A 22275-nucleotide genomic window follows, 5' to 3' on the forward strand; every position below is an offset into this window, starting at 1 on the left:
ATTGTATGATAAAGAACATCTATAAACAATATAAATGGAGGTATTCCATATGAAAGCACTTTGTTTCGAAACATTCGGAGACGCTAATGTTCTACACTATAAAGAAATACACGATCCAATCATAAGTCCAAATGAAATTCTTGTCCGCACGAAAGCAATCGGATTAAACTTCGCTGATATTTATAGACGCCGCGGCGATTATCATCTTGCTGGCAATCCGCCTTATGTATTAGGTTATGAAGGAGCTGGAATTGTTGAAAAAGTAGGAGCTGACGTTACTACTATCAACCTAGGAGACCGTATTGCATTTGCGGACGTCCCATTTGCAAATGCAGAACTAGTTGCCGTTCCATCTGAAAAAGTAATCCCACTACCAGATTCTATTTCTTTTGAAACAGCCGCTTCTGTCTTATTACAAGGATTAACTGCACATTATTTAACGCACGATAGCTATCAACTAAAACAAGGTGATATAGCTTTAGTACACGCTGCAGCTGGTGGCGTCGGTCAACTTCTTATTCAAATGATTAAACTACAGGGCGGAACAGTAATTGGTCTTACATCATCAAAAGAAAAAGCAAAGATAGCTACATTAGCTGGTGCCGATCACGTATTTTTATATAACGAAGAATGGCATACGAAAGTACTTGAAATGACTAATGGAACTGGAGTAAATCTTGTATATGAATCAGTAGGTTCTACATTAGAGGAAAGTTTTAACGCTACTAAAATTGGCGGTACTGTCGTATTTTACGGAATGGCTGGTGGTAATCCTGCTCCAGTTGATCCACGTATGCTTATGGATACTTCAAAAACTTTAACTGGCGGAGACCTTTGGAACGTTCTTACCACTTATGAAGAACGTAAAAAACGATCTACTCAATTATTCGATTGGATCGCAACTGGAAAATTAAACATTTCAAATCCTACTACATTCTCTTTACAAGACGGTGCTCTTGCTCATGAATTATTAGAGAGCCGTAAAAGCACAGGGAAGATTTTATTAATCCCATAATTCACAAAATGAAAAGGAAGCTAGATTTCTCTACCTTCCTTTTCTTATTTCTATTTGAGATTTAATTATATTTCCACACTTTCTTTCCCTTTTGCAACATAACTCATATCTCCAACCGACTCGACTGTATATGTTCCATCTTGATATACAATCTTCGTCACACTAGCATTTTCCACCCCAAGTTTTGTTTTGCTACTGTCTAACATTTCTATTAAGGTAGTAATCAAAAGCCCATGAACGACAACTAAAACGTTACCGCCACCATTTCCAGCAGCTTCTTCACTAATTTTATCTATCTCAGCTTTTATACGAGTAGAAAATAATTCCCAATCTTCCGCCTGTTTTGTAGGATCTGCTACTCTAATAAGATTAATCACTTCTTGAATAGAAAACTTCATAAGTTCTTCTGGTGATGCAACGCCTGCAGCTTTTCCAACCACATCCCACATATTCTCAAGTTTTTCACCTTCAAAAATACCGAAATTTAATTCTCGCAAATCTTTTCTTTGCTCAAGTTTTAATTTTGATTGCTCACTATATTTTAATACTAAATTAGCAGTTTCAATCGCTCGGCCGCTATCACTACTATACGCATTCATAAAATGAATATCTTTTAATCCTGTTCCTAAATTTGTGGCAACTTCAACACCTTTTTCTACTAATGGAGAATCAGCCCAACCTTGCGCGCGATGATTCGTATTTAATATTGTTTTACCGTGTCTTGTAACATATAACGTAACTGCATTCTCATTGCTATCTGTTTCTCGCTTATTCATTTCATTCTCTCCCTTTACGTTTCTATATCAATTTTACCACCTCAATTATTCATTGAGCAAAATATACGTCAGTAGATCCGCTTAATAAAAAAAGCTATCTTTCTGTATATCCATACAAAAAGATAGCATCTTTTATGATTACATTTCTTAACCGTTACTCCTACTCAGCAAAAGCACTCGAATATTGTACAATTCCTTCTACACCTCGAAGAGAATTTTCTGTTAATTCCATTATCATAAATACCTCTTCAGGCACTTCAAACGGTGCTTTTATATTCCACTCACTTGCTTTCTTAAAACCAAATTTCGGGTAGTACTCTGGATGTCCCAATACTACAACTGATCCGTATCCAAGTTCTTTCGCTTTTTCTAATGCAGCTACAATCAGGTTTCCACCAATTCCTTTTTTCTGATGACCCCTAGCAACTGAAACTGGTGCAAGTGCTAACGATTCTACAGAAGTTCCATCTTGTTCTATTGTAATTTTCGATAACATAATGTGACCAACTATATCTTCATCTACCGCAACAATTGATAACTCTGGAACAAACGCGTCACATTCTCTAATACGTTTTACAAGTTCATGTTCTGTTTTATCACTAAATTCTTCCTTTAAAAATGCTTCTTTTATGACTTCTTCTGTTTTTCTATAATCATTTTTTTGTTCTTGTCTAATCGTTACCATTTTAACTTATCCTCTATTCTTTCTTATTTCTTTTTGAATTTTACGCAGTGCTTTTTTCGATCCGCGCTCAATATCGTGTTGCATTTTTCTTTCTTTATAATCAACAAATAGTGTATTTAAATCGTATCCTTCTGGATATAACTCCTTCGCTGCTACTTCTAAAGTAATACGTTTTACATTTACTTCAACGAATTCACCGTTATAATATACAACAACGTTATAAAAATTATCTTTTTCCTTATAGATGATACCAAAATCATCATGATCCAATAAATTCACACGATCGCCGATTTTGTACTCATAATGAGATTCTCTTTTTTCTTGTACAAATTTCGGTTTTCTAATTTTACTTTCATTCACTTTTTCTAAAGCGTACTCTTTATTTCCCATATACTCTTTCGCTCTTTTCAGTACATGTTCTTTTACGCTCATTTTATTCGCAATCCAAAGTGCATTACTTTCTCCTGATTTTCCGATAACTAATTTATAAAGCGGCTCTAGCGTTTCACTATTAAACTGCATCGCTGCATTCATAAAGTCATCATGCATTTCTGAGAATCGTTTAATTTCTCCGTAATGCGTACTCGCAACGGTAATACATCCCGCAAGATAAAACTCCTCTAAAATAGAAATTGCAAGTGCTGCCCCTTCATTCGGTTCAGTCCCGCTCCCTATTTCATCAAATAAAAGTAACGTATTATTATTTGACATCCTCATAATCTCAGACAGATTTTTCATATGAGACGAAAATGTACTTAGTGCATTTTCAATACTTTGATTATCACCAATATCTACGAATACATTTTCGAAAATAGCGATTTCTGTACCTTTATCTCCTGCAATATGAAGACCTGACATTGTAGCTAATGTTAACAATCCAATCGTTTTTAACACAATTGTCTTTCCGCCCGCATTCGGCCCTGTAATAATTAAACTACGATACTCTTGACCAATTTTAAAATGTAACGGTACAACTTGCCCTGTTAAAAGCGGATGCTTACAATTCACTAAATGAATGTAGCCATGATCGTTTAACTTCGGTTCTATTCCATCAATCGATTTACTAAACTTCGCTTTCGCAAATACCATATCATACTGACTAATTAGCTCCATGTTAATCTTTATATTATAAATGTTTTCTAACACCATTCCTGATAAAGTCGCTAAAATCTGATACTCTTCAACCGCTTCTTCTGCTTTCAAACCTGCTAATTCTGCATTCAATTTCGTAACCGTATGCGGTTCTATAAATACAGTAGAACCTTTTGCCGAGGCTTCAATAATACTTCCAGCAACTTGATTTTTATAGGAAGATTTAATTGGAATCGTATAACGGTCATCCTTTTTACTAATAAAGAATTCCTGAATGAATTTCTTATTTGCACTACTATTTAAAAACTTCGTTAAACGTTCTTTTATTTTCCCATCTACAGAATCGATATTATTTCGAATTCGTTTTAACTCTTTACTTGCAGCTACATCAATACTATTTCCTTTAATTGAAAAGTTAATTTCCTCTTCAATACTTTTATATTCAGTCATTGAATTTGCATAAGAAGCTAATACTGGTGCAAAAAATTCTTTATCTAACATAAACTTTTTAATCTTTCTACACCCACGTAAAAAGTCTGAAACACTTACTAATTCTTCTGGATCTAAAATCATCCCTTTTTCTAATTTTTGAATTGTACTAGCAATATTAGAAATGCCGAAGAAAGGAACATGCCCTTCTGCATCTAATATAGCTCGTGCTTCTGTCGTTTCATTCAAGCGATTTCTCACTACTTTTATACTCGTACTCGGCTCTAATTTGTTTACTAATTCCTTACCTAATCCACTTACACAATAAGATTTCACTATATCCTTTAATTCGTTATATTGTAACTTTTCAAAAGTCATCGTATTCATTTTGTTTCTCCTCACTATGATTGATTTTTATCATAAATGAAGATACCTACTCATTAGATTCCAATGAGCTCTACATTATTTAATTACCATTTTTATACATTAAAAATATATACAAAAAAGCTGCGGGGATACCGCAGCTTTTACATTTACAAGGCATGTGTAATAACGTATGAGGAAATAAGCCATAAAAATAGATGGCAGTCCCTTATTACACGCTTTATAAAGTATTGTAGGTATCTTCATAGGTTTTGAAATAAATGCATGACAAAATTAGGGGTATGATGTACATAAAAATCCCCTGGTCTTATCCGATTTATTTCATTAAATTTTTCCTATTTAATACCTACCGCACTCACAAAAAGCACCTCTCATTAATTTATATTATAGTCATTGAAATCTAATTTATTGAAATCATCATACTATATGTTACGTGAGAAGTAAAGGTGTCATACTTTAGTAGTACGTAACTATAGATTTCAATATTGCTTAAATTAGGTCTATATTCACTGAAGAGAAATTATAAGAAGCGCCTCCGCTATTGCGAATGTCATTTACTTCCCCTAATACATTTAATAATTATGACAAGCAATGATAGGAGGTTTACTATATGAGTGAAGAATATAATATTTTACATGGACCTGCTCTGGAACCAAATTTAATCGGTCCCACACTACCATCAATTCCACCATTTACATTCCCCACCGGACCTACTGGAATCACAGGACCTACCGGCGCGACAGGTTTTACCGGAATTGGAATAACTGGTCCTACCGGGGTTACAGGTCCTACCGGAATCGGAATAACTGGTCCTACTGGGGTTACAGGTTCTACCGGAATCGGAATAACTGGTCCTACTGGCGCAACCGGTTTGGGGATTCTTCCCATATTTGGAACAATAACTTCTGAAGTAGGAATCGGTTTTTCAGCAGTAGTTAATACAAATATTAATTTTACCATTCCAGGACCTGCTAGTGGAACTACCCTAAATCCATTAAATAATTCTATTACAATTGATACCACTGGCGTGTACTCTGTATCCTTTTCAATTGTATTTGTAATACAAGCTATATCGTCTAGTATATTAAATCTTACAATAAACGATTCCATTCAATTCGCAATTGAAACGCGAGTTGGTGGTGCTTCTGGGGTGAGAGCTACATCCGCCAGAACTGATTTACTACCTTTAAATCAAGGGGATGTTCTTCGAGTACGAATAAGAGAAGCCACGGGTGACATTATATATTCCAATGCCTCTCTTGTTGTTATAAAGGTCGACTAACTCTTTTATTACAATAAAGATTCAGGAAAAATAAAGTGAAACTTTAATAAGCCCTCACCAATCGGACTGACCACAAATAGCGGGATAAATATGCACAATATAAAAAGAAGAGGTAGACTTATATTTCAGTCTACCTCTTCTTTTTCATCACCAAATTACTGCTGAACATATATGGAAACTGATCCTCCACTTACTTGGAATTGTCCCCAACCATCCTTATTAATTGTTACAGTATTTGTTTGATTACCCGTAATATCGTACCATACTTCCCCTGCGTTATTCTTCCCAACATCCATCCACTTTGACCCTCCTGGTCCATCAGAGATTAATGTTGCTAAACCAGAATTAGCATGTACACTATCACCTTCTCTTGTCCAGCCAATTACATCTGGATGATCAAAATAATCCCGCTGCGTACCATATGCAAAGTTTTTTCGTGCCGTCAAAATCGGATCAATTTTGTCCTTTAACGCTGGAATTTCATAGTTACTATTTCCTTTTGTACCATAGTAATCACCATAGAAAACAGAAGGATATCCCTCTGCACGCGTTAAAATAAATGCATATGCCAACGGTTTGAACCAAGGGCTCACTACAGATTCCAATGACTGACCAGGCTGTGAATCATGATTTTCAACTAGAGTAACCGCAAGTGTAGGATGATTCGCAACTACCGTTCCTTTTAAAATATTTCTCATATCATAATTCCCATTTCCTGTTGAAGCATAGTGAAAATTATAATGAAGTGGTGCATCGAACACAGATTGATTATAATTGACCTTCGCTAAATAATTATTTAAAGTCTGGATATCATTTTGCCAATATTCAGCTACTGTAAACATTTCTTTCCCCGTTTGCTGTCTAACATGATTTACCCAATCGCGCAAATATTCATGATCAATATGTTTAACAGCATCTAAACGAAAGCCATCTAAATTTAATTCCTTCGCATACCACGTTCCCCATTTTTTCATTTCATTCGCAACATCTGGATGATCAAAATCAAGATCCGCGTACATCAAATAATCATAATTCCCATTCTCGCTAGACACTTCCCAGTCCCACGCTTTACCTATGCCCCTAAATTTATAAATTCGGTTTAATTTCTTTCCTTCATCCCAATCTGTTCCGTCAAAATGATACCATTTCCATTTGAAATTAGAATAAGAATCTCCACGCCCTGGAAAGTTAAACCCTGTCCACGCACTAATTTCATAATCACCTGATACTTCAACATTTCGATTGCTCGGGTCTACTTCAACTGCTGTGACAGTTTCCGTATAATCAGCCCCACCTTTATGATTCATAACTACATCACCGTATACATCGATGTTTTTCTTATGTAAAGCGTCAATTGCAGACTTCAATTGTGCTTTCGTCCCATATTTCGTCCGCACTGTTCCCTTTTGATTGAATTCCCCCAAATCATATAAATCATACGCTCCATATCCTACGTCATTTTGCGTAGTTCCTTTATATGCAGGTGGTATCCAAACAGATGTAATTCCTTTTTGCGCTAAATTTTCAGCATCAGTACGCAAACGATTCCAATGATCCCCATCATTCGGAGCGTACCACTCAAAATACTGCATTAACGTTCCATTGTTAACTGTATCTGCATATGCCTTACTCTCCCCATATATACTAGGTAAAAACAAAACAACTGACAATCCGACTATTGTTATTCTTTTAAACATCTGTAGACCATCCCCTTCCAAGAAAACGTTTGCATAGTTTATCAGAATTATTATAATATTCGTTCCACCGTTAGTAAAGTAGCAATCTCTCACTCTCCCACATTATTTTTAATCTCACTTCAAATATTCAACGTAGTTTTAATTTCACATCCTATTCAAGATTGTTTACAATTTACCTATAAAAACATAACGGAGGGATTTCTATGACAGACTTTCAAAAACAATTTTTCGCACGATTACATATAGAAGAAAAAGACACAGTTTCATTTGAAGATTTATCTAACATTATGTACGCAATGGCACAAACTGTTCCTTTTGAAAACTTAAATATTCTCGAAAAGAATTTTAAAGAAATATCAAAAGAAAATTTGAAAGAGAAAATTTTAGTAAATAACCGTGGCGGTCTTTGTTATGAACTCAATCCTACTATGTATTACTTCCTGAAAGATTCTGGATTCGATGTTCATCTCTTTTCAGGAACAGTTTATAACGCTGCAAACTCCATATGGGCTGTTGATTCTGGCCATATGGCAACCGTTTTAACACATCATAATGAACTTTATTTAATTGAAGTAGGATTCGGATCATACTTACCTCTTGCCCCTGTCCCTTTCTCAGGTGAAGTCATTCACTCTGTTACAGGAGATTATCGTATTCGTAAAGAAATGACCGAAAAGGGAAACTACATTTTAGAGATGCGGAAAAACAATGAGTTCTTGGATCAATCTTCTGCTGATGATTGGACGTTAGGCTATGCATTTTATATAGAAGAAGTGGATGAAGAAAAAGCAAATACAGCACAAAAAATTATCGTTGAACATGAAGGGTCACCCTTTAATAAACTACCTCTTATTGTAAAACTAACTGAAGATGGGCATGCCTCTTTAACGAAAGATAGCCTTACAGTAGCGAAAAATGGTAAAAAAACGAAAGAAACCGTTACAGACATGCAATTTACAAACCTTTTACATTCAAAATTTGGAATTATACTATAAGTATGTAAGCCTTGTTATTTTAGCAAGGCTTTTCAATTTTCAGCAGGGATTTTTTGCAATTTGTTGTATTTCATAGTTATATAGAAATATAACTACATGTTTAGAAAGGAAATGATTATGACAGAACTTAAAGATCGATTACAAGTAGCTGATATAGAAAAATGGGATTTAACAGACATTTACCATACAATTGAAGATTGGGAAAGTGATTTTCATAAAATTGAAGTATTAACGAAGGAATTACACGAGTTTAATGGCAATATTCACGATGGCAATAGTTTATTAGCTTATTTAACGAAGAGTGAAGAAATTTCTAGCATAATATCTTTAATGTTCGCTTATGCACGATTACAATCTGACCTTGATACACGCGATACTGACGCGCAATCTCTTGTCGATAAAGTATCACAATTACACGTAAAAGTAAGTGCAGCTAAATCTTTCTTTTCCCCCTTCTTACTTAGCATAGACGAAAGCACATTACATTCTTACATAGAAGAAACAGAAGGCTTACAATATTATAAAGAAGACTTATTTGAATTATATCGTTATAAAAAACACGTATTGAATAAGGACCAAGAAGCAATTTTATCACAGATGGGTGAAGCTCTTTCTTCTCCACAGCACACATTTGGTATGTTAAACAATGCAGATATATTATTTGGTGAAGTGACGACTGACGATGGAGAAAAAGTGAACTTAACACGCGGAATGTATGCAAAGTTAATAGAAGATACGAATCGTGAAAAGCGTAAAGAAGCTTATAAAGCATATTACAAACCATATGTTCAGTTAAAGAATTCCATCGCATCTACTTTATCCGCTGCTATTAAAAATAATGTTACCGTTTCGAAGCTAAGAAACTATCCATCAGCGCTAGAGAAATCATTATTTGGCGATATGGTTCCGAAAGAAGTATATGAAAACCTTATTGATACAACGAAAAAAAACATTCAAACATTACATACATACAATGAAATTCGAAAAGAAAAATTAAACGTAGATGAACTAAGACAATACGACTTAGGCGTCGATTTAGTAGAAGGTGCAAAACAAGACATCCCATATAGTGAAGCATTTGACATTATGATTGCATCACTAGCTCCTTTAGGAGAAGAATATATTGAGACATTAAAAAGTTTTAAAGATAAACGATATATAGACGTAAGAGAAACACCAGGAAAACGTTCTGGTGCTTATAACTTTGGTGTATATGGTGTTCATCCTTTCATTCTTTTAAATCATCACGATGATTTAAATAGCCTGTTCACTCTTACTCATGAATGCGGGCACGGTATGCATACGCACTATTCACATGGATACCAACCAAGAATTTCTGCACATTATTCTATCTTTGTGGCAGAAGTCGCTTCTACAGTAAATGAAGTGTTATTAATTCACTATTTATTAAAAGAAGCAAAAGAAACGAACGTGCGTAACCATTTAGTTAACCATTTTATTGAAAAATTCAAAGGTACTTTCTTTACACAAATTATGTTTGCAGAATTTGAAAAAATCACACATGAAATGGCGGAACAAGGTAAACCATTAAATGCACAAGTCTTCAGTGAAATTTATGAAAAACTATTTAAAGAATATAACGGTGATTCACTTGTATTTGATGAAGAAGTAAAATACGGATGGGCTAGAATCCCTCATTTCTACCGCCCGTTTTACGTATACAAATATGCAACTGGATTCGCATCTGCCATTCAAATCGCTGATAAACTATTAAGCGGTGATCCGAATGCTCAGAAAAATTATATTGAATTCCTGAAAGGTGGAAGTTCTGATTATCCACTAAACCTATTGAAAAAAGCTGGTGTTGATTTAACTACGCCAGAACCGATTGAAAGTGCATTGAAACAATTCACTCAACTTGTTGAGGAGTTTTCAGCATTATAAAAAGCATGCAGAGTATATGCTCTGCATGCTTTTTCATTTGAATTACTCTATTCTATATGCTGCTGCGTCACACAGTGAATCATACCACCATACGCATACAATTCATTCACATAAATACCGACAATTCTTCTTCCTGGAAACTGACCTTCAATAATTTGCAGCCCTAACTTGTCATGTTCATCACCATATACAGGAACTAATACGACTTCATTACCAATATAAAAATTCAAATATGAACCCTTACAGTCTGCTTCTTTTACCACTTTTCTTGTTACTGGTACTGGAATGAGCTGAAATGGCTTTCCATCTATATTTTTCGCTTGTCGCAATTCTTGATAATGCTTTTCGTACGCCTCCAAAAGGTATGGCTCTCCTTCACCGAAAGGATCATATTCATACAGTATCGTATTTTCATTTACAAACCGTGCCGCGCCATCAATATGATAATCCGTATCTTCATCATAATTATCTTCTCCGCGTATACCAGTTATCCATATAAAATTCGTTACTCCTAAATATTTCGTTAACTCCATTTCAATTTCTTTCTGACTTAGTGTGGGATTTCGATTTTCATTTATAATAGACGTTTTCGCCGCCATTAAGGTCCCGTTTCCGTTTATCTCAATTCCCCCGCCCTCTAGACAGACACTAGATTCAACTTTTGGAATGCGATACATTTCACTTATTTTATTCGGAATATTAGCGTCTTTTTCGTACGGATATTTATTTCCCCAACCATTAAATATCCAGTGCGTTAGGCAGCGATTCCCTTCCTTATCCGTTACAAAGATTGGTCCGTTATCTCTTATCCAAATATCATCAGTTTCTTGAATTAAGAAATCAATTTTATCCATATTTACATTAGCTTCCATTAACTTCGATTGGACATGTATTTTCTCTTCTTCATCACATACAACAATATGGACATTTTCTCCATAGTGAAGCTCCTTTGCCATCGATATCCAAATATCATCTAACTTAGCTCTATAACCTTCACCTCTATGTGCTTTATCATGTGGCCATTGGAGCCATGTACCTTCATGTTTCTCCCATTCCGCAGGCATATAAAACAAACTATTTTCTATATTTCTCATACGTGTTCACCCCTTATATGAATGTACGTACAGTCTATACTTTGACATCGTGTTAAGGTCAACAGGAATATCTTCATTTACTTGTAGCAACTTTATAAGGTGACTCTTTATTTCGCCTTTTTATTATGATAAATTGCTTTCGTACATAGAATAAGGATTGACATAATGTTAATGTCAATCCTTATTCTCATTCTATTTTCGTAACTAAAAAACAAATTTGTGTCACATACTCTTCTGCTAAACAATCACATTCAGGTCCCTTTATATAAACCTCATATGGCGAATTAACTATTACACACCCATTTTTTTCAACCCATTCTTCTAACGCTATATAAGCGTAACCTATATAGTCATAACTTCCATAATGCATAGTAGTAACGATATGATGTGGACTTAGTTGTTTCATTTCATACTTTGGTGCTACGTCTTCATCATTCCCCTGCATAACCGGAATTCTTAACTCAATATCACTGTTACTTGGAATATATTCTTCATCATAAAAGACTGCAGATGGAGAACCGACTATTTGAAAGTTATTTTTTTGTACCTCTTCATATAAGTCATAAAAATAATCATCTATATCATCTATATCTATTTTTACTCTTTGAGTAATTAGCGTTACTTCGTTCCTCATTCCCATTAATATATCGTAACTTCTATGGCGAGCAATATTTAGACTACTATTCACCATTACCATTTCATTCATTTCTGAAATAACCTGTAAATTTTGCTTCACTTCATGAGACAACTCGATAATTTGTGATTGTATATGTTGAACAAACGAATCTTGATCCGATGACTGCAAAACAATTTTAATTTTTGGAAGAGGAAATTTATACTCCCTTAGCTTTTTTATTTTCAATGCTACTTCCAGCTGCTCTTGTTCATAATACCTATACCCATTAACCGGATTCACATATGCCGGTTTTAATATCTCCTCTTTGTCATAATGTCTTAACATCCGCGTACTCATTTTACAAATCCGAGAAAACTCAGCGATGGTATACATATCAATACTCCTTGAATATATTTTCTTTTCATTACTTATTTATTAAAACCAATCAAAAATCTTCTTCATTGAAAAATCTTCATTCTGATTTTTCAATCTTCTCATTTTCGAAGGTAACAAATGGCTTGGACAATACCACGTTAAACAATTCATTGCGCCTCCCATTGTTGATATTTCTCCTACATGAATTTGAATAACTTGCTTCTCCGTATACTGTTGAATATATCGTAAAACTTCCTCATCTTTGGCTAGTCCAAACTTAGGAACATAAAGAGCATCACATGATTCTAACATATTTATATACAACCCTTTTGCTGATGCTATCTCTTGATCATATTGTCCTTTCTCTGTATATGATGAAGGAACAACTATAAATTCAGCTTCTGGCATTTGTTCTTGAATAATCTCTTGAACACTATATCTAAATTCATGATCTCCTAAAAAATCACTAATAAACATTGTATGTTCATCAATAAATTTAACCATTCCGTCTGCGTGTGCTAGTACATCCCCTTCTTCAGCAGGAATAATAATAACTCGACTCACCTCTAAATCCCATTCTAACTGCTCAATAATTTCCTCTTCTGTCCAATCATCGTTATCATCAAATATACGTTCTGTTAATATTACGGTATCTTTTTTATTCCAAATAAGATTACCACCATCTAATATTAATGGGGATTTCACATATTCAAAGTCATTCTTTTTCAACCATTTATTAAACTGTTGATCTAAATATCGCCCTTGATCATCTGGCAAATAATTTGGTCGATATTTAAATTTAACTAGATGATTTGTGACAACCGGTGCAACATCTCTTAGCCAAATATCATCATACTCAAAACAGCTCGTATGAAAGTCTTGTTCTTCAACAGATAAAGATATAAGTTGATCCGCAATTGATTTCTTTTCATTTAAACATTCATTAAAGTAAATCAAGTCTTCATAAAATGGTTGATAATATTCATTCGATTCGTCTGGTATTGCAGTAAAAATAATCCCATTATGTTTTTGTTCCATATTATTTACCTCGCTTTTTAATAGTAGTTACATAACTGATTTCACAAAGCCAACTATTCCTCAATTCATTTCTCTTTTCATTACAACTCATGAACCGCGTATATTTCATGAATGGATTATAGCATGGAGAAATATTATATATTTATATAAAAAATATAAAGCTGACGTTAAGCCTTAAATTGACTCTTGACAAGTTTTTTAAATAACCTATTTTAAAACAACAATAAATGATTAAATGATTTTTGTATCAAGATTCAAACCCATTACTTCTAATAGATCGTTTTGATTATATAAATTCACTAAATGCGCTTCTACTCCTATACAAATTCCTTCTAGCGGAAGATCATTTGGATCCTGACCAAAGGGATCTTCAATTTCAACCCCTATTGCTTCAATACCTATGAATGCAAAACTTATAAACGTAGTCGCAAGTACTGTAAACCATCCGAGACTATCAACAAGACCAATCGGTAAAGTCGCACAAAATATAATCAATAAAATTTTTATATGAGCAAAATATGCAAAAGGAATAGGTGTTGTTTTGATACGATCACATCCACCCACAGATGTAAGTAACGTATTCAAATCCATTTCCATACTAATTATCGCATTTGGATGAATTTGCCCCGTTTTCAAACCTTTTGATAGTATAGTTTTCAACATAAAAACTATACTAATCGGTAAATGATTGGACTCAACCAAAAGTGCTTTTTCCTTCTCAGAACAGACAGCGAGCAATGATTTCACTTCAGATAGATTTTTTTCCTCTCTCAAGTGTCCTTTCGCTAACTTTGGAAATGCAATTAATAAATGTAAAAATTTTATTTTTTCCTGCTCCATACTCTTCCCTTTAGAATCCCAATGACATAAAAAACTAATTGCTAAATTTCTAGTACAAGCACCAATCGTGCCAAAGAGCTTTCTACCTTCCCAGTACCGATCATAGGCAGTATTCGTACGAAACACTAATAGTAATCCTAAAGCTCCTCCGACGATTACCCAAGGAGTCTGATTTATATTTATTTCTGTATAGTAATAATTAATCACAGCTACTATCGTTGAAATACACGTATATAATACGATTTGCGGGAAAATATCTCTTATAATTGTCCCTTTTAATGTAAATATTTGATGTAAACTATTTTGATTATTGTAATGAATCATATTTACAAAAACCTCTTTCTCTATTAACCTTTTATTCTTTTAAATTATGAAAGTATACAATTAAATAATAGAATCATAAACCCTATCATTATGAGGCTGGTTAAGATTATTTCTTTCAATACCGTTACTCCTTTTTTCAAAAAGATAAAATATCTTATTTAATTCAACAACAAATGTCCACTATTCTAAATCACGACGCATCATTTTAGAATTCGCAATGAACAACGCACTAATTAATACAAAGATTGCACAGGCATATAACAATAAATCTAACGGACTATCGTGATCTATAATAATGAGACGCACAATAGCTGTTATACCTATATATATAAAATATCGTAATGGAAAATGAAAATTCATTTGAAAATACTTTATAATCATTACGATGAATTCAAAGTACAAAAAGAATACGACGATACTATCAATTAAATGATAACTAGATTCATTACCATCCAATTTCAGTTCTTGTATAAACTGAATGACTTCTTTCATAAGAAACACACTTAGAACAACTCCTAAGCAAATTAAAGCTACATTTAAAATGTACTGTAAAACGATAGGGAAATACGAAAACACTATTTTAAAATTCTTTAACACAAACATTTTTCTCCTTTACCATATAAAACGAAAAGCGAACATACACTACAATTCAATTATCATTATATTTAAATTTTATTTTTACAAATAATAAGGAACGACAAAATAGATAAAGATAAGATTTCACCTATTTTGTCTATATAAGCAGCACAACGAAATTACAATCAATTACTTCAATGCAATTGGTTGTTGTTGTGTCACACAATGTATCATACCGCCGTTTTTATACAACTCCCTCACATCAATACCGACTACTTTACGATCTGGGTATAACTTCTGAATCGTATCGTTTGCGATTTTATCATTCGGATCATTATAATTAGGCACTAATACAACTGTATTCCCAATATAATAATTGATATACGATCCCTTATAATCGAGAGTTTTTCCATTCTCTAAAGCAACCTTTTCTTTACTAAGCGGCAAGTATTCATACTTATATTTCTGTCCTGAAGCATTTTTGGCATCTAACAATGTATCCATATCTTTATTAGATAAACCCCATTCAGCTAGGTCATCTTCTTTCATCGTTACAATGGTAGATTTATTATGGAATTTAGCAAATCCATCGATATGAAAGTCCGTAATATCTAAATTAGGTACTCCGTCTAACCAAATAAAGTTTGATACCCCAAGGTCACTTATATATTTTTCAATTTCCTTTTCTGATAAATCAGGATTTCTATTTTTATTCGTTACCGCACTTCGAGTTAATAAAGCAGTCCCATTGCTGTCTAATTCAATTGCGCCGCCTTCAAGGACAAATTTCCCCCAATCAATTCTTTCAATTCCTGATTGTTTACTAACATTCTTACGTATTTGAGCATCATTTTTATAAGGTGTCTTCTTCCCCCAACCATTAAATGCTGGATCTAATATTTTGAGATTTTTGTTGCTGTCATAAACAAAAATTGGTCCACTATCCCTTGCCCATACATCATCAGTAGGCGCGATAAAGAAATCAATCTTCTCCATATTTAACCCTTCATCTGTTAAAAGGTTATTGATTCTTTCTTTTTCTTCCTGGTCATATGCAACAATGTGGACTTTCTCACCCTCAGTTAAAGCACTTGCCATCTTAACCCAAATAGGTTCAACTTCCTGCTTATACTCTTCACCATATGTGTATTCATGTGGCCATTGCAGCCATGTACCTTCATGTTTATCTTTTTCATCTGGCATCGTATATTTCCCAGCATTTTTCTGTACCTCTACTTTTTCTCCTTCTTTCCCTTTAACATTTTCATTGTTACCCTCAAAAGAGCATCCACTAATAATCGTTGTAGATAATGTAGCTATTAAACAAAACTTTATTGCTTTTTTCATTTTTCCAACCTCCTGTTCTTGTCTCCAATACTGTAAAGCTTCACATAGTGTGAAGCTCAAGCTTTTTTATCAATGTAAAAATTACCAATTGTTCTTTGCATTACTTAGCATTTAACGACCTATTTAGATTTATTCAAATGCCAATCACCTTTTTCACCTATTTATCCCGCTATTTGTGGGCAGTAAGACCCCCACCTCAAAATTCAGCGAAAGCAAAGAAGTTAGGTCGGGCCCTGCTGATTAAAGTTTCACTTTATTCAGTAAGTAAAACTTTACAAAATAAAAAAATCGGTATTGATAATTACATATCAATACCGATTTTTTTATAATTACTTTCCTTCTATTAAATCATTCGCCATTTTCCTAAATTCTTGATTAAATGCATCATTCATACCATTTTGGACGTTAGAAAATAATATGACAAACGTTCGTTTATCCCAGTTAAAATTATTAAAAGTGTTCCAGCCAGCTAATACACCGTGGTTATGATAATAATCTGGGTAAATATAGAAACTAAATCCATATTTTCTTGCAGGTGATGCAGAAAACATATCTGATACACTTTGTTTGGAAAGTAGTTTACCATCCATAATAGCTTCATCTAACTTTTTCATATCTTCAACAGTCGTATACATTTCACCACAACCATACAGCCAGTTCATTTTTAAGCGAGGCGTGGCTATTAACTTATTATCTTTTTTCGTATACCCTTCTGCTAAGAAAATATCTTCTGGGAGTGTTGCGCCCATTCCAGATTCATTCATTTCAACAGGAGTCAAAATATTTTCTTTCACATATTCAGCAAGTGGTTTATTCGATATTTTTTCTACAATATATGCAAGCACCATATAATTATAATCTGTATATTTCCATCCTGTCCCTGCTGGAAATTGTAACGTTTGTGCCCCAATCCACGTTACTAATTTTAACCGTGATGCTGCGTCAACACTACCTTGTCCCTGTTCTGGTAATCCAGACGTATGTGTTAACAAGTTTCGTAACGTAATATTTTTATCTGCTGGAAACGATGGGATATATTTATTTACATTGTCTTCAATGTTCAACTTCCCTTTTTCTTTTAGTTGCATAATAGATATTGCAACTACTGTTTTCGTAATAGACCCAATGCGATATTTCGTTCTTGGCGTTGTTAATACTTGATCTTTCACATTCGCATAACCGTAGCCTTTTCGTAAAATGACATGATCTTTACTTGCTACAAGAACACTCCCATTAAATCCTTTATCTTTTAAGTACTGATCTAGTTTTCCAGCTGCAATTTCATAACGCTTTTTCTCATTCGCATCAACTTCCTGCTTAACATCTTTTTGCTTACTATTTACATTAGAAAATGCCTTTGTATCATATTTTTTTCCTTTATTTGCATGTATTAGTGTAACAACACTTCCACAAAAAACAGCAAAAATAAAGAAAACGATTAACCATTTCTTTAACATACTAGGAACCCTCTTTTATCTAGTTTCACTTAACGTACATCCATTCTATTTTATATCTTTTAATTATCAAGTATATTATAATATTATTTAATATTCACTCTGTTAAAACTAGATTCCTTTTTCTCATTTTCAATTTTTACTACTCTCTATTGTATTTCTTTCTTGCAAAATTTCCAACATACAATCGGATGCATTAAACTATAATTTCAAATTCTTTTGTAACATTTGTTACATACTAAAAAGAATGGAGATGTAATATGAAAAACACCGATAAACGCAATCGTTTAGATGATAAGATGTTTCATTATCGGATAATAAAAAATAACATGGCATTAATTGAATATTACGAAAAACAGATTATTGTATTAAAAGGAAATGATGCTGAAAAATTTTTAAATAAAATAAATCATGCAAATAACGATAAAGAAAAACAGCTAATTATGGCTAAAATTACAGGTAATTTCAAAAGAGGTAATGAACGAAATTGAAAACGAATTTCATTTACATTTTGATTATACAACAAATAAAAAAAGAAATGTCGCTCATTCAACATTTCTTTAGACTTTCTTCATAAAAAATTTACATTGCTAACATTCCTTCATTTTCTATACTTCCTATATAAGCTAACCGCTGAAATAGTTAGTAATACAACTATGCATAACCACGCGTACGTATATCCCTTCTTATCTACAATATAACCAAATAAAGCAGGCGCAACAATAATGGCAATTTGATTTAATGTAAGTGCAAAACTTACTGTCATCCCTACCGATTCTTCACTTGCTGATTCTGAAACTTCAGCTATAAAAAGACTAAACCATCCAATTGAAAAGAACCCTAACAATGCACTCACACCATACAATACATTCGTTATTGTATGTATGCTCATTACTAATATTAGAATGAAGAAAATAGAAATACAAACAGTTATAAATAAAGGGGTCCGCCGATTCCCCTTATAAAACAAATCACTAGTAGCTGCTAATATAACCCTACCAACCATTCCAGAAAAGAACATAACGGAAAATACTTTTCCGGCTAAAATTGGTGTAATTGATTGTTCTGTTACTAAAAATTTTATAAAATGTCCAACTAACACCATTTGCAATGAAATCATACAAATACCAGTTATATAAATTGCATACAACTCTTTTTTACACATCACTTCTTTTAACTGCATCCAAAAAGAAAGTTTAATACGTTCTTGTTTAACTTTCTCCTGAATATATGGTTCCTTATAAAATATAAAAAATAAAAACCCTCCAATTATACAAATGCATGCAATACTATTTACCGCATAAGCCATATTATATTTTATTGTAAGAAACGGGATTAATACTCCCGCTAACGTGCCACCAATCGGTATACCAGCTTGTCTAATCCCTATCGCTAACCCACGATTTTCTTTTCGGAACCACTTCATTATCACCTTACTTCCTCCTGGCTGCGAAACACTATAAAATGTTCCTACTAATAAAAGTACAAAGAGTAACCCATTAAATCCGTTGACCATATTAGTCAGTAAAAACGAACCTCCTAGTAAAAATGAACTTATCGAAATTAACAACTTTTCATTGTATTGATCAAGTAGCCGCCCAACAAAAAGCATACAAAATAGCGGTCCTATATTTACAACACTTACTAACAATCCACCCTCCGTATTCGTAAGTGCATATTCTTCTTTCCAAAATAAAGCAAATGCTCCAACACCATACGTTATAAGGGTCGCTGTTGTTTGAGCAACTGTCGCAAAAATTAACATAACCCACTTATAAGTACCATTTATCCTTTCTTCCATTAACACAATAATCCCTCCATCCCCTTCCATTGTATGAAAGTTCTGATATCATATAAAATAAAGATTTATCATGTAATCCATCAAAAAAAATGATACCTTTTATGGAGGGATGATACTTGGATATAAAAGATTTAACTGTATTTTACGAAGTTGCGAAAGAAAAAAACATATCTCACGCAGCTAAAAATTTAAACTATGTACAGTCTGGCGTAACAATGCGTATGAAACAACTAGAAAACGAACTAGGTGTACCTTTATTTTACCGAAACGGAAAAGGTGTAACTTTAACTTCTAACGGTGAGATTTTATTAACATACGCTAAACAAATTATCCACTTAATGGATGAATCTGTTAAAGCAGTTCAAAGTAATGGGATCGAACCAAGGGGCACTTTAAAAATTGGATGTACAGAATCTACAACCGCTGTAAGACTTCCATCTATATTAACGGCCTATTATGAGAAATACCCAAAAGTCGAATTGATTTTAGAATCAAATACGACGGAACAATTGATTAGGCTTGTATTGGAACGAAAACTGGATGGAGCGTTTATAGCTGGCTCTACTCAGCATGCTGAACTTCATACAAATATATTTCGTGAAGAAGAATTAGTTCTCACTAGCAAAAAGCCTTTATCTTCCTTTAAAGACATAGGAGACATGAATTTACTTGCATTTAGTCACGGGTGCTATTATAGAAATTTATTAGAAAATTGGCTTCAAGAAGAAGGAATTTCACCTAAACGAGTATTAGAGTTTGGAACAATTGAAGCGATACTCGCATGTGTAAAATCAGGTATGGGCGTAGCAATTATGATGAAGTCTATTTTAAATAGTCATCAACATGACATATCATTCAATCCTTTGCCAAATAGCTTCAAAAAAGTTCCTACTACTTTTATTACTAGAAAAGATATATATCACTCTGCTGCATTACAAAAATTTATGGAGATGACTCTCAATGCGTGAAAAGAAAATACGTGGTATGAAACGAAAAACAAACACTATGATAAAGCGAATTGAGGAACATACAAAAACATTCCCTTCTACTTTCTATAACGATGAATATTGGAATATGCTATTGCCAGTTTCGCAAGCTTTTATTGCCTCTCGTAAAACACCTAGAAAAGTAAAACGATTGTGTATTCAAACCTTATTAAATCAAGCAAATCATTTAATAAATATGAAACCGAGCGATACACATACATATCGAGTTGTTGTTTTGATTTCTATAAATAATTTGTGGGATTCGCAAATCATTATATTTAAAAATGAGGACTATTTTCATAATTTCTTTAATAGAAATAGTGAATGTCAAAAATGGATCCTTCTTTCAAATGAAATTGATTTTTGGGAGACATGGGAAATTTCAGTTTATCATTCCTTCCAAACACTTCGCTTTCAAGAAATTATTTATGATGAAGATGAATGCTATGAAAAAGAGATTCTGTTTATCGGGGAGTTAAATTAAAAAGGGTATACCTAAAACACTGGTATACCCTTTTCCACTTATTTTTCCTTCAATACACTATGTAATCGATCCGGATAATTTGTAAACATTCCTGTAGCACCCCATTTGATTAACAGTCTCATATCTGGTTTCTCATTAATTGTATAAGGATGAATTAACAGTCCATTTTTCCTAGCCAGTTTCATATATGACTCATCAATAATTAGTTCTCCGTTATTATTACGTAAGTTTGGTCCAATACCAGCTGCATACTTTTTAATTTCTTGAAAATCATCATTTGTTACACTTTTCGGTTCATGTGTAATGCCAGACCATTCAACAATTTCATTGTTTTCATTTGGATAATACCAAAGCAATTGAACTAACGGAATATTTTCATTCATACTATGAATCTTTTTCAAACTATCTTTACTAAATGATTGAATCATAACACGGCTAGAAGACATGTTTTGGCCTACTAAATTATATTTTTGTAACAACGCCAACAATTTCTCTTCCATTCCTGGATACACATCTGGTGATTTTGTTTCAATATAATACTTCATACTTCTTCCATACTTTTGAAAAATTTCTTCAAGAGTTGGAACTTTTTGCCCAACATACTCTTGCTTAGCCTTTTCTGGATACGCTTTATTAAACCATGATCCTGCATCTAAACTCTTTATTTCGCTTAACGTTTTATCACGTACTTCGCCTGTTCCATTTGTAGTGCGATCAACTGCTGTATCATGCATTGCAATTAATTGGCCATCCTTTGTTAATTGGATATCTAACTCTAAATAATCCGCTTTCATTTTTTTCACTAGATTATAAGAAGCAAAAGTATGCTCAGGTGCATGTCCACTTGCTCCGCGATGTGCAATATTTAAAAACTTATTCGCATTCCCCTCATGCTTTCCTTCTGTCTTTGCATGAACAGCTCCCCCAGCAAAGATACTTCCCGTCATAAAGAAAATAACTAAAACGCTAATAATTTTTCTCATCCTTCTAACCCTTCCTACGTTGCAAATTTCAACAAGCTAATAAGATTTACACGAAATAGAAGACACACTTTCATTATTTTTATAAACCTATATTAAA

Annotated in this window: 20 protein-coding genes; 7 read left to right on the top strand and 13 right to left on the bottom strand. The window is 33.4% G+C overall.

Translation table 11 applies throughout. The features are described from left to right. The first annotated feature begins 49 nt into the window (after positions 1-49). The gene (locus CQ064_RS18185; RefSeq protein WP_000645266.1) at positions 50-1015 is read left to right on the top strand and encodes a quinone oxidoreductase family protein; all 966 of its coding nucleotides are present in this window, start codon (positions 50-52) and stop codon (positions 1013-1015) included. A gap of 65 nt (positions 1016-1080) precedes the next feature. On the opposite strand, the gene CQ064_RS18190 is transcribed toward CQ064_RS18185, so the two are convergent. From CQ064_RS18190 to CQ064_RS18200, 3 genes are all read right to left on the bottom strand, one after another. Beyond that, the gene (locus tag CQ064_RS18190; protein WP_001042044.1) at positions 1081-1791 is read right to left on the bottom strand and encodes a histidine phosphatase family protein; all 711 of its coding nucleotides are present in this window, start codon (positions 1789-1791) and stop codon (positions 1081-1083) included. Positions 1792-1951: 160 nt separating this feature from the next. Then, positions 1952-2476, bottom strand: coding sequence for a GNAT family N-acetyltransferase (locus tag CQ064_RS18195; RefSeq protein ID WP_000256462.1), 525 nt, complete (start codon positions 2474-2476; stop codon positions 1952-1954). A gap of 6 nt (positions 2477-2482) precedes the next feature. After that, positions 2483-4384 (bottom strand): endonuclease MutS2, encoded by a 1902-nt coding sequence (locus CQ064_RS18200; RefSeq protein ID WP_001095202.1) that lies wholly within the window; start codon positions 4382-4384, stop codon positions 2483-2485. A 607-nt stretch (positions 4385-4991) separates the two neighbouring features. Between CQ064_RS18200 and betA the strand changes: the two genes are divergently transcribed. Then, entirely contained in the window at positions 4992-5663 is a 672-nt protein-coding gene (gene betA, locus CQ064_RS18205; protein ID WP_001288317.1) for a collagen-like exosporium glycoprotein BetA, read from the top strand. A gap of 155 nt (positions 5664-5818) precedes the next feature. On the opposite strand, the gene amyS is transcribed toward betA, so the two are convergent. Beyond that, positions 5819-7360, bottom strand: coding sequence for an alpha-amylase (gene amyS / locus CQ064_RS18210; protein ID WP_000476397.1), 1542 nt, complete (start codon positions 7358-7360; stop codon positions 5819-5821). Between the two features lie 203 nt (positions 7361-7563). Between amyS and CQ064_RS18215 the strand changes: the two genes are divergently transcribed. After that, on the top strand, positions 7564-8355 hold the full coding sequence (locus tag CQ064_RS18215; RefSeq protein ID WP_000129189.1) for an arylamine N-acetyltransferase family protein: 792 nt from the start codon (positions 7564-7566) through the stop codon (positions 8353-8355). A 117-nt stretch (positions 8356-8472) separates the two neighbouring features. Further along, positions 8473-10260 carry an oligoendopeptidase F gene (gene pepF, locus CQ064_RS18220; RefSeq protein ID WP_000137534.1) on the top strand — a complete coding sequence of 596 codons (1788 nt, stop codon included), beginning with the start codon at positions 8473-8475 and terminating at the stop codon, positions 10258-10260. Positions 10261-10307: 47 nt separating this feature from the next. On the opposite strand, the gene CQ064_RS18225 is transcribed toward pepF, so the two are convergent. The 7 genes from CQ064_RS18225 to CQ064_RS18260 form a co-directional block, all read right to left on the bottom strand. After that, positions 10308-11354: an agmatine deiminase family protein gene (locus CQ064_RS18225; RefSeq protein WP_001244187.1), complete on the bottom strand. Its 1047-nt coding sequence runs from the start codon at positions 11352-11354 to the stop codon at positions 10308-10310. A gap of 187 nt (positions 11355-11541) precedes the next feature. Next, positions 11542-12363: a MerR family transcriptional regulator gene (locus CQ064_RS18230; RefSeq protein WP_000287981.1), complete on the bottom strand. Its 822-nt coding sequence runs from the start codon at positions 12361-12363 to the stop codon at positions 11542-11544. 42 nt (positions 12364-12405) lie between these two features. After that, positions 12406-13383 carry an agmatine deiminase family protein gene (locus tag CQ064_RS18235; RefSeq protein ID WP_000435522.1) on the bottom strand — a complete coding sequence of 326 codons (978 nt, stop codon included), beginning with the start codon at positions 13381-13383 and terminating at the stop codon, positions 12406-12408. A 231-nt stretch (positions 13384-13614) separates the two neighbouring features. Beyond that, positions 13615-14547 (bottom strand): bestrophin family protein, encoded by a 933-nt coding sequence (locus CQ064_RS18240; protein WP_000582243.1) that lies wholly within the window; start codon positions 14545-14547, stop codon positions 13615-13617. Between the two features lie 180 nt (positions 14548-14727). Continuing rightward, entirely contained in the window at positions 14728-15144 is a 417-nt protein-coding gene (gene psiE, locus CQ064_RS18245) for a phosphate-starvation-inducible protein PsiE (RefSeq protein WP_000916570.1), read from the bottom strand. A 168-nt stretch (positions 15145-15312) separates the two neighbouring features. Then, entirely contained in the window at positions 15313-16470 is a 1158-nt protein-coding gene (locus CQ064_RS18250; RefSeq protein WP_000709187.1) for an agmatine deiminase family protein, read from the bottom strand. Between the two features lie 329 nt (positions 16471-16799). Further along, positions 16800-17927, bottom strand: coding sequence for a serine hydrolase domain-containing protein (locus CQ064_RS18260; protein ID WP_000915203.1), 1128 nt, complete (start codon positions 17925-17927; stop codon positions 16800-16802). A 257-nt stretch (positions 17928-18184) separates the two neighbouring features. On the opposite strand from CQ064_RS18260, the gene CQ064_RS18265 reads away from it, so the two are divergent. Beyond that, the gene (locus tag CQ064_RS18265; protein ID WP_000798784.1) at positions 18185-18415 is read left to right on the top strand and encodes a hypothetical protein; all 231 of its coding nucleotides are present in this window, start codon (positions 18185-18187) and stop codon (positions 18413-18415) included. A 110-nt stretch (positions 18416-18525) separates the two neighbouring features. On the opposite strand, the gene CQ064_RS18270 is transcribed toward CQ064_RS18265, so the two are convergent. Further along, positions 18526-19755: an MFS transporter gene (locus CQ064_RS18270; RefSeq protein WP_003271158.1), complete on the bottom strand. Its 1230-nt coding sequence runs from the start codon at positions 19753-19755 to the stop codon at positions 18526-18528. Positions 19756-19841: 86 nt separating this feature from the next. Between CQ064_RS18270 and CQ064_RS18275 the strand changes: the two genes are divergently transcribed. Both CQ064_RS18275 and CQ064_RS18280 read left to right on the top strand, forming a co-directional pair. Next, positions 19842-20693: a LysR family transcriptional regulator gene (locus tag CQ064_RS18275; RefSeq protein WP_000351678.1), complete on the top strand. Its 852-nt coding sequence runs from the start codon at positions 19842-19844 to the stop codon at positions 20691-20693. Beyond that, complete coding sequence (locus tag CQ064_RS18280) at positions 20686-21195, top strand: DUF3916 domain-containing protein (protein WP_001208334.1); 510 nt, start codon at positions 20686-20688, stop codon at positions 21193-21195. The genes CQ064_RS18275 and CQ064_RS18280 overlap by 8 nt, the downstream gene beginning before the upstream one ends. A 38-nt stretch (positions 21196-21233) precedes the next feature. Here CQ064_RS18280 and CQ064_RS18285 read toward each other — a convergent pair whose 3' ends face one another. Beyond that, the gene (locus CQ064_RS18285; RefSeq protein ID WP_001226356.1) at positions 21234-22178 is read right to left on the bottom strand and encodes a glycerophosphodiester phosphodiesterase; all 945 of its coding nucleotides are present in this window, start codon (positions 22176-22178) and stop codon (positions 21234-21236) included. Positions 22179-22275: the final 97 nt, after the last annotated feature.

It is taken from the genome of Bacillus sp. MYb78, from assembly GCF_002975115.1.
In the GTDB taxonomy this organism is placed as follows: Bacteria; Bacillota; Bacilli; order Bacillales; family Bacillaceae_G; genus Bacillus_A; species Bacillus_A cereus.

Bases quoted from the DNA above. Each gene is read 5' to 3' on its own strand.
- CQ064_RS18225 (WP_001244187.1), bottom strand. From the start codon at position 11,354: ATGAGAAATATAGAAAATAGTTTGTTTTATATGCCTGCGGAATGGGAG.
- amyS (WP_000476397.1), bottom strand. From the start codon at position 7,360: ATGTTTAAAAGAATAACAATAGTCGGATTGTCAGTTGTTTTGTTTTTA.
- CQ064_RS18235 (WP_000435522.1), bottom strand. From the start codon at position 13,383: ATGGAACAAAAACATAATGGGATTATTTTTACTGCAATACCAGACGAA.
- pepF (WP_000137534.1), top strand. From the start codon at position 8,473: ATGACAGAACTTAAAGATCGATTACAAGTAGCTGATATAGAAAAATGG.
- CQ064_RS18285 (WP_001226356.1), bottom strand. From the start codon at position 22,178: ATGAGAAAAATTATTAGCGTTTTAGTTATTTTCTTTATGACGGGAAGT.
- CQ064_RS18250 (WP_000709187.1), bottom strand. From the start codon at position 16,470: ATGAAAAAAGCAATAAAGTTTTGTTTAATAGCTACATTATCTACAACG.
- CQ064_RS18215 (WP_000129189.1), top strand. From the start codon at position 7,564: ATGACAGACTTTCAAAAACAATTTTTCGCACGATTACATATAGAAGAA.
- CQ064_RS18270 (WP_003271158.1), bottom strand. From the start codon at position 19,755: ATGGAAGGGGATGGAGGGATTATTGTGTTAATGGAAGAAAGGATAAAT.
- CQ064_RS18280 (WP_001208334.1), top strand. From the start codon at position 20,686: ATGCGTGAAAAGAAAATACGTGGTATGAAACGAAAAACAAACACTATG.
- CQ064_RS18240 (WP_000582243.1), bottom strand. From the start codon at position 14,547: ATGATTCATTACAATAATCAAAATAGTTTACATCAAATATTTACATTA.
- CQ064_RS18265 (WP_000798784.1), top strand. From the start codon at position 18,185: ATGAAAAACACCGATAAACGCAATCGTTTAGATGATAAGATGTTTCAT.
- CQ064_RS18195 (WP_000256462.1), bottom strand. From the start codon at position 2,476: ATGGTAACGATTAGACAAGAACAAAAAAATGATTATAGAAAAACAGAA.
- CQ064_RS18230 (WP_000287981.1), bottom strand. From the start codon at position 12,363: ATGTATACCATCGCTGAGTTTTCTCGGATTTGTAAAATGAGTACGCGG.
- betA (WP_001288317.1), top strand. From the start codon at position 4,992: ATGAGTGAAGAATATAATATTTTACATGGACCTGCTCTGGAACCAAAT.
- CQ064_RS18190 (WP_001042044.1), bottom strand. From the start codon at position 1,791: ATGAATAAGCGAGAAACAGATAGCAATGAGAATGCAGTTACGTTATAT.
- CQ064_RS18260 (WP_000915203.1), bottom strand. From the start codon at position 17,927: ATGTTAAAGAAATGGTTAATCGTTTTCTTTATTTTTGCTGTTTTTTGT.
- CQ064_RS18185 (WP_000645266.1), top strand. From the start codon at position 50: ATGAAAGCACTTTGTTTCGAAACATTCGGAGACGCTAATGTTCTACAC.
- CQ064_RS18200 (WP_001095202.1), bottom strand. From the start codon at position 4,384: ATGAATACGATGACTTTTGAAAAGTTACAATATAACGAATTAAAGGAT.